11 protein-coding genes are annotated in these 12,215 nt (G+C 38.6%); 8 read left to right on the top strand and 3 right to left on the bottom strand.

Going from position 1 to position 12,215, the window contains the following annotated elements:
- Positions 1 to 807: 807 nt before the first annotated feature.
- Positions 808 to 1,479: a ClpXP adapter SpxH family protein gene (locus IGK53_RS13385; protein ID WP_034699468.1), complete on the bottom strand. Its 672-nt coding sequence runs from the start codon at positions 1,477 to 1,479 to the stop codon at positions 808 to 810.
- A gap of 117 nt (positions 1,480 to 1,596) precedes the next feature.
- Positions 1,597 to 2,172, bottom strand: a complete 576-nt coding sequence (locus IGK53_RS13380) for a CYTH domain-containing protein (RefSeq protein WP_202606140.1) — start codon at positions 2,170 to 2,172, stop codon at positions 1,597 to 1,599.
- A 130-nt stretch (positions 2,173 to 2,302) separates the two neighbouring features.
- Here IGK53_RS13380 and IGK53_RS13375 point away from each other — a divergent pair, with 130 nt between their 5' ends.
- Genes IGK53_RS13375 through mgtE form a run of 4 tightly spaced genes read left to right on the top strand, consistent with a single transcriptional unit; the run spans position 2,303 to position 6,059 of the window.
- The gene (locus IGK53_RS13375; protein ID WP_161638105.1) at positions 2,303 to 3,004 is read left to right on the top strand and encodes a GTP pyrophosphokinase; all 702 of its coding nucleotides are present in this window, start codon (positions 2,303 to 2,305) and stop codon (positions 3,002 to 3,004) included.
- Complete coding sequence (locus IGK53_RS13370; protein ID WP_010720169.1) at positions 2,982 to 3,779, top strand: NAD kinase; 798 nt, start codon at positions 2,982 to 2,984, stop codon at positions 3,777 to 3,779. Before IGK53_RS13375 ends, IGK53_RS13370 begins: the two co-directional genes overlap by 23 nt.
- Before the next feature lies 1 nt (position 3,780).
- A complete protein-coding gene (locus IGK53_RS13365; RefSeq protein ID WP_010720168.1) occupies positions 3,781 to 4,680 on the top strand; it encodes an RluA family pseudouridine synthase in 900 nt (299 codons plus the stop codon).
- 17 nt (positions 4,681 to 4,697) lie between these two features.
- Positions 4,698 to 6,059 carry a magnesium transporter gene (gene mgtE / locus IGK53_RS13360; protein ID WP_010720167.1) on the top strand — a complete coding sequence of 454 codons (1,362 nt, stop codon included), beginning with the start codon at positions 4,698 to 4,700 and terminating at the stop codon, positions 6,057 to 6,059.
- Between the two features lie 104 nt (positions 6,060 to 6,163).
- Here the strand turns inward: mgtE and IGK53_RS13355 are convergent, their stop codons facing one another.
- On the bottom strand, positions 6,164 to 6,802 hold the full coding sequence (locus tag IGK53_RS13355) for a copper homeostasis protein CutC (RefSeq protein WP_010720166.1): 639 nt from the start codon (positions 6,800 to 6,802) through the stop codon (positions 6,164 to 6,166).
- Positions 6,803 to 6,942: 140 nt separating this feature from the next.
- Here IGK53_RS13355 and IGK53_RS13350 point away from each other — a divergent pair, with 140 nt between their 5' ends.
- The 4 genes from IGK53_RS13350 to recD2 all read left to right on the top strand — a co-directional run bounded on the left by IGK53_RS13350 (position 6,943) and on the right by recD2 (position 12,080).
- Positions 6,943 to 7,800: a methyltransferase domain-containing protein gene (locus IGK53_RS13350; RefSeq protein WP_430605058.1), complete on the top strand. Its 858-nt coding sequence runs from the start codon at positions 6,943 to 6,945 to the stop codon at positions 7,798 to 7,800.
- Positions 7,801 to 8,021: 221 nt separating this feature from the next.
- Positions 8,022 to 8,525, top strand: a complete 504-nt coding sequence (gene trmL, locus IGK53_RS13345; protein ID WP_010720164.1) for a tRNA (uridine(34)/cytosine(34)/5-carboxymethylaminomethyluridine(34)-2'-O)-methyltransferase TrmL — start codon at positions 8,022 to 8,024, stop codon at positions 8,523 to 8,525.
- A 263-nt stretch (positions 8,526 to 8,788) separates the two neighbouring features.
- On the top strand, positions 8,789 to 9,445 hold the full coding sequence (locus tag IGK53_RS13340; RefSeq protein ID WP_010738514.1) for a histidine phosphatase family protein: 657 nt from the start codon (positions 8,789 to 8,791) through the stop codon (positions 9,443 to 9,445).
- A gap of 19 nt (positions 9,446 to 9,464) precedes the next feature.
- Positions 9,465 to 12,080: an SF1B family DNA helicase RecD2 gene (gene recD2, locus IGK53_RS13335; protein ID WP_430605056.1), complete on the top strand. Its 2,616-nt coding sequence runs from the start codon at positions 9,465 to 9,467 to the stop codon at positions 12,078 to 12,080.
- The last annotated feature ends 135 nt before the right edge of the window (positions 12,081 to 12,215 follow it).

Here is a 12,215-nt window from a genome sequence, read left to right as displayed (position 1 = left end):
TGATGTTGATTGTTACCTACTTGGTGCTTCTCAAATTTTTGGTAAATTTCGGCAAATTTTCCGAAGATGCTGCTTTTGTCTCACCGTGAACAAGAGGTCGTGAAAAGAGTGTTTTGACCTGAGCGCTCACCAAGTAAAAACTGCGACGAGTAATCGCAGGAGCATTAAGGATGGAAATCTCGAAACAGCTTCCCATGTTTTGAGATTTTTTGACTTATCGCCGAAGGTCAGCTCTTTGAACACCGTGAATCAGAGGTCGTGAAAACATCGGGTAGCTCTGATGACAATAAGAAAGAATTTTTTGAAACAGCTTCTCATGTTTTGAAAAATTCAGGCTTATTTCAAGGAGCTGATGTTTGAACACCGTTTAGCAAGAGGCTGCGAAAGAAGCGTTCAGCTCCGAGCGAATAAGAGAGGATTTTTTAAAATAGCTCCTCATATTTTAGAAAATCATCGCTTATTGTTGAGGAGTTGCTTCTTGAACACCGTTTATTCGTTTTTAGAGATACTAGAAGAGACTGAGACAAGTTTTGTCCCAGTCTCATTAAAAAAAGCAGTCGTATCGGTCGAAAATGGCATCAGCTATTTTCTGAAGGATGCGATTGCTTTTTGTCGTTTTTCGAAAAACTCTTTCTTATTTCTTGATGCTACACACTTTTATCTCAACCTCAGACGATGTGCTATTAGTCCATGTTGGTAAAGATTCCCATATTTTTCTACAAGCACCAAATAACCGTTTTTCGAATACTTAGTGATCTAAGTACTTGAAAAACGGTTAGTTAGTGAAACGAATGGTTCTTGACATCATTAGTTAGAGAGTAAATATAAATGGCTACTTCCTGGTTGTAAGCGAGAATCATTTGTATGTAAATGTTCACCATCAAAAATTTGATAAGAATCATTTTTAGTCTTACAAAGTTCTTTTATTTTTCGGACTGTATTTGTGCCTTCAATTAAGACACCAAAGTCTTGTTCACAGGAGTAGTTATACACTACAGCAGAAGGATGTTTGGTGATGCCCATTTCTCGAGCAATTTTTTGATCAGAGAAAAAAACTTCTTTAACAAACTCGGATTGACGATCTTCTTTGAACATCTCGATATCGCCGCCGACTTCTGCAAAAAGTGATTCAGCAAGTTCTGGAGAATACGGTACTTTATTACAACCTACAGCTTCTTGCATTTTGATCAAAAATTGACGTCCTTTTTTCTTACCTTGGAACTGTGCCGCTTTACAGTCTAACGCAGCAGAATAGGTAGTTGAAAATAAGTGGTTACGCGTAACGAGGTCGTTTTGAGAAATTCCGTTACGTTGCATGACATCCCCAATTGTCTGCAAATTAACTAAAGGCAGAAAACGAAATTGCATCTTTTCTTTGGATGTTTTTCCGTACTCTTCTTCAATAAATTGTAATAACTGTTGTTCTAGTGTAAAACAATGTTTCCCCAAAGGATTAACAAATAAATAGATTTCGATCATATGAATCTCCCCCAAAATAGATTCTATACAACTCGTGAATTCTTTTATTCACAACGTATAACTTAACAGAAAAACGATAAAAAATGAACTCAAGTGCCTTGTGAAAATGATAGAACTTTAATTTTTCGCTGCTAGCATCCGTTGAATTTTATTTTTAGCTGGTCGATAAGGGAAAGAATGTCTTTCCAAAAACGCTAAAAAGGCAGATTTACCAAGAGTAGCATCAGATACTTCTAACTCCAGTTCAAAATCATGTAATTGTTCTCCAAAACTTTCATCAATCGCTAAAAGACCTTCCTCAATGTGAAATTCCGCACGTTTGGTAGTAATGTCTCCAATTTTGCCCAATTCATCCGAAGGAACAGCCAATTCTAACAATTTTTGAAAAACAGCACCCTGACGTGGTAATTGACGTTGCTCAATGAAAGAGAGTGCTTCCTCTTTTCTTAAAGTATCAGTGGTTTCAAGTTTTCCTTCTTTTGCAGGTGTTTTTAGTGTATATTCTGCCCAATCTTCAAGTAATCGGATGCGTAATCCACAATTTTTTTGTGCTAGCTGTCCATCTGGTGTATCAAAATAGATATTCGTTTGAACCGTAAAATCTTCTGGTTTTAGTTGATAATACTGGATCAATTGACTATATTCTTGTTGCGTCAGCATGGACTTGTATTCAATTTCTAACATTTCAGACATAATGATCGCCCCTTTCATTCATTCTGCCTAATTTTTCCTTTTTGGTCAATACAAAAAGCCGAGAGGTACAAAAAAACTTCATTTATATGTTAAAATAGAAAAGAATGTTAACGAAGTAGAGGGATCAGCGATGGAACGAGATTGGGAAGAGTTTTTAGCACCGTATGAACAAACAGTATCAGAATTAAAAGTAAAGTTACGCGGGATCCGTAAGCAATTCAGAGAACAAAACCGACATGTTCCGATTGAGTTTGTTACTGGACGAGTCAAACCAGTCGATAGCATTGTGACAAAATCACAGCTGCGTCATATTCCGATGAGCCGTTTAGAAGAAGAAATGTCTGATATTGCTGGATTACGAATCATGTGTCAGTTTGTAGAAGATATCCACCAAGTAGTAGATATCATTCGTAAAAGAAAAGATATGAAAGTGATTCAAGAAAGAGATTATATTACAAATAAAAAAGCCAGTGGGTATCGTTCGTATCATTTAGTGATTGAGTATCCTGTTCAGTTGATCAGTGGCGAAAAGAAAATTTTAGCTGAAATTCAAATCCGGACGTTAGCTATGAACTTTTGGGCGACAATCGAACACTCATTGAACTATAAATATCAAGGCGTGTTTCCTGAAGAAATGAGTGAAAGACTCCAACGTGCGGCAGAAGCGGCTTATCAATTGGACGAAGAAATGTCCAATATTCGGGAAGAAATCCAAGAAGCTCAACGTCTATTTTCCCATGGAAGAGGAAAACGAGATGACGTTTACTATCGTACCGTATTAAATAGAGAGAAAAAAGAGGAGGTCACGGATGAAGGTAGCGATCGTTCATAACCAAGAAGCGAAAACAATTGAAGTTACCGAACGATTGAAAGCTCTTTTGACACAATCGGCTATTCAAATCGACGGACAACGCCCCGATTTAGTGATTTCTGTAGGTGGTGATGGGACGTTATTGTCCGCTTTTCACAAGTATAGCCATCTATTAAATGAAGTTCGTTTTTTAGGGGTCCATACAGGGCACTTAGGTTTTTATACGGATTGGCGTGACTATGAATTGGAAGAATTAGTCAATAGCTTACAGACCAATCAAGAACAAAGTGTAAGTTATCCTTTGCTCGATATAAAGATCAGTTATTTAGATGATAAGCCGGCAAAACATTTCTTGGCTTTGAATGAATCCACGATTAAACGATCAAATCGGACGATGGTTGCCGATGTATATATCAAAAATGAATTGTTTGAAAGTTTCAGAGGGGACGGATTGGCTGTGTCTACGCCAACAGGTTCAACCGCTTATAATAAAAGTATCGGCGGGGCAGTTATTCATCCGAGTATCAATGCCTTTCAGTTAACTGAAATTGCTTCATTAAATAATCGAGTCTTTCGTACACTCGGTTCGCCTATGGTCATCGCACAAGACGAATGGCTGGAAATCAAATTAGAAAATACAGAGGATTATCTTGTTACAGTCGACCAATTGGATATTAAGGAATCGAATATTCGTTCCATCTATTATCGCATTGCAAAAGAGCGAATTCATTTTGCTTCTTATCGCCACATGCATTTTTGGCATCGTGTAAAAGATTCCTTTATTGGTGAGGGATAACATGGAATTTGTGTGGACGTATGAAAAAAATCATCCGCAGCAGATAAAATATTTTTTAAAAGAAAAAGGAATTTCTAAAGGTTTGTTAGCGAAAATCAAATTTCAAGGTGGCGAGATCAAAGTAAATGGTCAAACTGAAAATGTCTTGTTTTCTCTATCGTACAATGATAAGGTAACAATTGTCATTCCAGCAGAAGGCGAACACGAAACGGTACTTTTAGATGAAACACCGATCGAGATCGTTTACGAAGATGAACATCTATTAGTTGTGAATAAACCAGCTGGCGTTTCTTCGATTCCAGCACAATATCATCCAAACTATACGATGGCTAATCGAGTAAAAGCTTATTACAAACGACAAGGTTACGAAAATCAAGTCATTCATGTGGTGACAAGACTAGATCGGGATACTTCTGGGTTGATGTTGTTTGCCAAACATGGCTTTGCTCATGCAAAGTTAGATGTACAGCTTCGAGAAAAACGATTTGTGAAGAAATACCAAGCACTTGTGAGTGGCGAAATAACTAAATTAGCACCTCACGGCTGGATTGACCTTCCAATTGCGAGAGACCAATCTTCTTTACTGAAACGGATGGTTTCGACAGCTGGGCGAAGCGCACAAACCGAATATTGGTTAACGAAAAACACCGCAGAGGTTGCTTTGGTAGATATCCAACTGCATACGGGGAGAACCCATCAAATCAGAGTTCATTTTTCAGAAATTGGCTGTGCGCTATTAGGAGATGAAATGTATGGTGGGCGTATGGATCTTGGAATAGCAAGACAAGCTTTACATTGTTACGACCTGCGTTTTGATCATCCTTTTACACAGGAACGATTGGAATTTAAACAGCCTTTGGCTAAAGATATGGCGACTGTTCTCCAGCATTTTGAAAGTTAGGGTGAGGTGAGATAGAGTTGGATGAAAATCAAGAACTAGAGGAACGATTTGCCCAGTTACTACAGGATTTAAGAGAAAATAACCTACAGGAATTTAGAAATAGTTTCCTGGAAATGCATATTTACGAGCAGGGGCAATTCTATCAATCTCTGAACGAAGAGGATCGTCAACTGATCTATTCCTACTTATCTCCTAAAGAATTGGCAGATATGTTTGATGTGATTGAAGAAGACAATGAATATATGAAAGAGTATTTAGCTGAAATGCGTCCGAGTTATGCTGCAGAAATGCTTTCAGAAATGTATACCGATAATGCAGTAGATTTGCTAAATACCTTAGATAAAAAACAAGTCGCTAAATATTTAAGTTTAATGACTACTGACGATGCTAGTGAAATCAAAGAGTTATTACACTATGAAGATGAAACAGCTGGCGCGATCATGACGACCGAATTTGTTTCGATCGTGGCGAATCAAACGGTTCGTTCTGCGATGTATGTCTTAAAAAACGAAGCAGATGTAGCTGAAACCATTTACTATATCTATGTCGTCAATCAAGAAGAACAATTGGTTGGAGTTATTTCATTGCGGGATTTGATCGTTAATGATGATGATGCAATGATCTCTGACTTGATGAGCGAACGTGTGTTATCCGTCCATGTGGGAGATGACCAAGAAGATGTCGCGCAAACCTTTCGTGATTATGACTTTCTAGCATTACCCGTAACAGATTACGATGACCATCTACTGGGGATCGTAACAGTTGATGATATTATTGATGTTATTGATGATGAGGCTGCAAGTGATTACTCTGGTTTGGCAGGGGTCAATGTTGAGGAAATCAATGAAAATCCCGTGAAGTCAGCTGCTAGACGTCTTCCTTGGTTGATCACCTTATTATTTTTAGGGATGTCTACGGCTTCGTTGATCAGCCATTACGAAGAACTGGTGAGTGAAGCAAGTATTTTAGCCGTCTTCATTTCGTTGATCACCGGAACTGCGGGGAATGCTGGCACCCAATCATTGGCGGTTGCAGTTCGCCGTTTGGCTGTTTCTGACGACAAAGATGCTGGTTTTGTCCGTTTGATTCTAGCTGAAGTACTCACAGGACTTGTGACAGGGGCAATCACTGGCTTGACGATCTTTTTGATTGTAGGAATTTGGAAGCATAACTTTATTTTAGGCTTTGTGATTGGGATTGCCATGTTATTTGCGATTACTGTAGCCAACTTGGCAGGAAGCTTGATTCCGATGTTGATGGATCGCTTAGGGTTTGATCCTGCCGTGGCTAGTGGTCCTTTTATTACCACCTTGAGTGATTTGACTAGTGTCTTGATCTATTTCAACATCGCTTCATTGTTTATGGGGTATTTTATGTAGCCATTCCTTTTGAGATGGTGCAACAAGTCTGTGATAAAAATAAAAAACGTAGGGAGCAAAGTAATCAACTTGCTTCTTACGTTTTTATTATTACTAGAAAAAATTTAGTCGAATGAAACGATCTTTGTTCCATGAACTTCATTCACGCCTAGTTCTTTGGCAACATGTTCTGCATTTTTGTAATCGATCTTGCCACCAGGTAAGATGATCAGACGTCCGTCAGCATAAGCAATCAATTTTTTTAAATGGTCAAAATTGGCTTCAATTGGTGCGTTCGCATCTCCACCATGAGTTAAAATCCGGTCTACACCGTGTTCAACCAGCCAATCAATCGCTTCAAATTGCCGTTCCTGCGGGATACAATCAAAAGCCATGTGGAACGTGATTTGTAGACCTTCTGAGGTTTCGATCAATAATTCCATTGCCTCTTCATCAATCCAATTTGAAGGAGTCAAACAGCCTATAACTACGCCATCTGTACCTAATTTCTTCGCTTCGATTAAATCAGTATGCATGATCTTTAATTCAATATCATTATAGACAAAATCGCCACCTCGTGGTCGGATAATTGTCATTACAGGTACTTCTTTTTCATTGGCATAGCTTAAAACTTCTTCGATCACTCCGGTGCTAGGTGTGGTTCCGCCAGCAGCTAAGTTATCGCATAATTCGATCCGGTTCGCTCCCTTAGCAATTGCTAGAGGAATGGAAGTATAATTTTCTGCACAAAATTCTTTGATCATTTGCCTGCTCCTTTATCATTCGCCTTCTTCTTCTAAAATTGTACCATATTTTTTGTAGTTGCTAAAGTTTTCTTCTAACGGTAAGATGAAAAGGGAATAAAGCAATATTCAACGATTAAAACAAGAAATGAGCAAAAAATATGTTAAAAAAAATTGATCAAGGTCGCCAATTTTTAAAGGGAAATCAACAGCTGTTCCGATGCCCACTTTGCCATGCTGGAGTAGCAGTCACTGAGAACGGTTTGGTTTGTCATCAGAACCATCGCTTCGACTTATCCAAAAAAGGCACGCTTTACTTTTTATCTCATGGGGTAAAAACGGAATATGATCAGAGTATGTTTGATTCCAGACGTAGAATGATCCAAGCAGGTATGTATCAGCCTGTGATCGACTTGTTAGCACAACAAGTATCGCAGGGATCAGAGGTCTTAGATGTTGGCTGTGGCGAAGGAAGCTTTTTAAATGAATTAGCACGACTGCAACCGTTGAAAAAGGCCGTAGGTTTTGATCTTTCTAAAGAAGGTATTTATGCGGCTACTGCTCAGCCGGTCGAGGCGTTTTGGTGTGTAGCAGATTTAACCAATCTTCCTTTTGAAGACCAAACATTTACTACGATTCTAAATATTTTTTCGCCTTCTCACTATAAAGAATTTCAACGTGTGCTAACCGATGATGGGGAAGTCTTGAAAATCGTTCCGCAACAAGATTATTTAAAAGAATTACGCCAAGCGTTTTATCCAGACCAGCCTGAGAAACAACAGTATTCAAATGAACGAGTGGTGGCTAAGTTTGCGGAGTCCCTAGAATTGACTGAACGTCGGCGTGTTACTTACGAATTTGATATCCCAGAAAAAAATCGGAAAGATTTGTTAGCGATGTCTCCGCTCGAATGGCAAGTCAGTCAAGACGTCAAAGAGCGTGTGTACCAGAATCCTTTGAAAAAGATTACAATTGACGTAGAATTATTAAAAGGAAATAAGAGAAAACGATTGCAATGAAATTATTCATTTCTAAAGGTTGCAAAAAGAGTTTGTTGATGATATAGTAACGATAAGTTGTTTTTTCATTGGTTTTTATCAGGTTCCTGTTCTGATAAAAGTTAGTGAGAAGAGCTTCACTAACGTAACGACTCGCAGTGACTGACACCGAGTTGATACGTTTTTTTTTATGCCAAAATCACTACTAGTTAGTTAACATATAGATGAGAGGATGGATCTTAATGAACCATATCGTTTTATTTGAACCATTGATTCCAGCAAATACTGGAAACATTGCCCGAACTTGTGCAGCAACCAATACGCCCTTGCACTTGATTGAACCGTTAGGATTTTCAACAGATGATAAACATCTAAAACGTGCAGGATTGGATTATTGGAACGATGTCAATATTACCTATCATCAAAATTTAGATGCTTTTATGGCTTATTTAGGGGAACGTAAACTTCATTTGGTATCGAAGTTTGCCCATAAAGTATATAGTGACGAAAATTTCGCTGATGGAGAAGACCATTTCTTTTTATTCGGCAAGGAAACAACAGGATTACCTGAAGAATTTATGCGTGAAAATGAAGAAAAATGTTTAAGAATCCCAATGAATGACGAACATGTCCGTTCATTGAATCTCTCAAATACGGCTGCAATGATCGTCTATGAAGCATTGCGCCAACAAGGATTTCCTAATTTAGAGTTAACGCACCATTATGAAAATGATAAACTAGACTAGAGGTCATTTTCCAAGTGCTCTGATTCAAGCATTAAGGAGAAACAAAGAAAAACAGCTTTTCATGTTTTACTTGGTTTAGACTTAATGCACAGAATCAACTTGGAAAATACCGTTTATCAAGAGGTCATTTATCAAGTATTCTGATTCAATACGAATAATCACAAGGACTTTTTATTGAAGGAGTTCTTTGTTTTTAAGGAACAAATTTTATAAAATAGTAGCATCATCTTTGTCTAAATGAGCCTATAAGGAGTCCGATATAAATGGAATTATATTTTACCCGACATGGAAAAACACAATGGAATCTCGAACGCCGTTTTCAAGGAAGCCAAGGCGACTCACCACTTTTACCTGAAAGCTATGAGGAAATCAAAGCATTTGGTAAAAAAGTGAAGTATGTACCATTTAAAGCAATCTATTCAAGTACCGCTAAGCGTGCCCGTGACACAGCCGAAGGGATCAACCAAGAATTAGCGCATCCAGTCGAAATTATTTATACTGATAAATTAAGAGAATTGGGTTTAGGAGAATTAGAAGGTCAATCAATTGATGAAATGTACGAACGATATCCGGAAAACCTTCCCAATCTACGTAACCACTTAGATCGTTATGATCCGACACCTTTTAAAGGAGAAGCGATCGAATGTGCCATTACTCGTATTGAAACAGTTGTGGCTGATGCCGTTGCTTTACATGATGGACCGATCTTGTTTGTTGGACATGGGGCATCATTAACTGCGGCGATCCAATGGTTGACAGGAAAAAAACTGAGTCAACTAAGAGAAATGGGTGGCTTATATAATAGTAGTTTGACGATTTTAGAAACAGGAGAACCCAACAATTTGTTGCCTTATGAACTAAAAGTTTGGAACGAAATTGACTTTTTAGGAAAAGAGACAAAACCAGAACCATTACTCTAATTGGAAAGGAGGCGGCAAGATGCAGCCAGAAGAAATGCCTTATTTTGTTGGTACAGTTGCCGCAATCTTTTTTCAAAATCCAAGTAATTTTTATAAAGTACTGTTGGTTCGGCTCACTGAAACAACAGCTGACTATCGTGAAAAAGAAATTGTGGTCACTGGAAGCTTTGGTGAGATCCAAGAAAATGAGCTTTATCGTTTTTACGGCGAATTAGTCGATCATCCTAAATATGGGCGACAGTTAAAGGTTGAACGCTATGAGCAGGAGAAACCAACAACAGTCAACGGGATCGTGGGTTATCTATCCAGTGAAAAATTTCCTGGGATTGGCAAGAAAACAGCTGAGAAGATCGTGGAGCAACTAGGTGAAGAAGCGATTGAAAAAATCATCGAAGAGCCGTCCGTATTAGAACAAATCGCAGGCTTGAATCAGGCCAAAAGAGATATGATCGTTGAGACGATTCGTTTGAACCATGGGATGGATCAAGTGATCATGGGCTTGAATCGTTATGGCTTTGGTAGTCAGTTAGCTTTTAGTATCTATCAAGCATATAAAAATGAAGCTTTAGATATCATCCAGGAAAATCCCTATCAGTTAGTCGAAGATGTGGAAGGGATCGGCTTTAAAAGAGCAGATAATCTTGCAGAACAATTAGGTATCGCGGCTGATTCATCAAGACGGATTCGAGCTGCAGTTTTACATCAGATTTTTCAACATGCTGTTCAAACTGGCGATACATATGTACCAGCTGAAACGCTTCTTCATCAAACAATCAAAATTCTGGAAACCAGTCGACCAATTGAGATCCAACCTGATCAAGTAGCGACGGTCATTATTCAACTTGTGGAAGAAGGTAAGATCCAACAAGAAGAAACCAATCTCTATGAAAATAGTCTGTATTTCTCAGAATGGGGGATCGGTAACTCGATTCAACGGTTACTTAGTCGGAAAAAAGAAATCAACTATGACGAAAAAGAAGTGCAGAAAAACATTCGGCGAATTGAAAAAATATTTGGTATCCAATATGGAGAATCGCAAGAAAAAGCAATTTCGGAAGCAATCCGATCACCTTTATTTATTTTAACTGGGGGTCCCGGTACAGGGAAAACAACAGTTATCAATGGGATCGTCAACTTGTTTGCAGAATTAAATGGCTTAGAATTAGATCCAAACAAATATACCCAAGAAATTTTTCCGATCCTACTGGCTGCACCAACTGGTCGAGCAGCCAAACGAATGAATGAGACGACAGGATTACCTGCCAGCACGATCCATCGACTACTAGGTTTGAATGGTCGAGAAAAATCTCCTTCAGTAAGTACGAAAGAATTAGAAGGTGGGTTGTTGATCATCGATGAAATGTCGATGGTCGATACATGGCTAGCTAATACGCTATTTAAAGCTATCCCTACCAACATGCAAGTGATTTTAGTAGGAGATAAAGATCAATTACCTTCTGTCGGACCGGGACAAGTCTTGCATGATTTATTAGGAATTGACCAAATCCCGAAAGTGGAATTGAATCAAATTTATCGGCAGGGAGACGGATCAAGTATTATCCCCCTTGCTCATGAAATCAAAGAAGGCCATTTACCAAGTGATTTTTTGCAAAATCAAAAAGATCGTTCTTTCTTTCGAAGTGATGCCTATAGTATCGAACCTTTAATCGCAAAGATTGTTGAAAAAGCCAAAAATAAAGGCTTCACTGCACAAGATATCCAAGTCTTGGCGCCAATGTACCGTGGTCCAGCTGGTATTGATGCGTTAAACAAAATGATGCAGTCGATTTTTAATCCTGGAGGTGCAGGACGGAAAGAAGTCCACTGGAATGAGACTGTTTATCGAATCGGTGATAAAGTATTACAATTAGTGAACACACCTGAACTCAATGTGTTTAATGGTGATATGGGTGAGATCACGGGGATCGTGTTAGCGAAAGATTCAGAAGATAAAGTGGATGAATTAGTGATTCAATTTGATGCGAATGAAGTGACTTACAAACGCAATGAATGGAATAAAATCACCCTTTCTTATTGTTGCTCGATCCATAAATCTCAAGGAAGCGAATTTAAGATGGTCATTTTGCCGATGGTTCATCAGTACCAACGGATGTTGCAACGAAATCTTCTCTACACGGCTGTCACAAGAAGTAAAGAACTATTGATTCTACTTGGAGAAGAACAAGCGTACGTTACTTGCGTTGCGAATGAATCGGCTAGTCGAATGACGACATTGAAGAAACGGATCGAAGAAAATGACAGTATGAGTCTTGTTACACGAACGAAACTTGTCGCTTATGAAGATTCCCTTGTAGGTAATGATCCTTTTGAAGAAGGAAATTATACCAAGGCGGGAGAAACTGCTCATCCCGTAAAAGCAGAGACAAGTCAACAAGCCACTCAAGAAAATGCCGTAGATTCAACGGAGGGAAATGTTGGCGATGATCTCTTTACTTTATCAGTAGAACAAGACACAACCGAAACGTCTGTCGAATCAAAAGCGATGGAAGAAGCACCAACAGAGCAACTACCAAAAACATATATTTTATCAACCGAAGCGATTGAAAAACAGTGGATTGATCCAATGATTGGGATGGAGCAAGAGGCTGTGAAAGAAGTGTTTAGCTCCGAATAAGAGAGGATTTTTTTTAATAGCTCCTCATATTTTAGAAAATCATCGCTTATTGTTGAGGAGTTGCTTCTTGAACGCCGTGAATCAGAGGTCGTGAAAACATCGGGTAGCTCTGATGACAATAAGAAAGAATTTTTT

The organism is Enterococcus sp. DIV1224, assembly GCF_050555455.1.
Taxonomy (GTDB): domain Bacteria; phylum Bacillota; class Bacilli; order Lactobacillales; family Enterococcaceae; genus Enterococcus_B; species Enterococcus_B lactis.
Note: the sequence above shows the minus strand (reverse complement) of the source record. Positions and strands in the feature narration are given on the sequence as shown.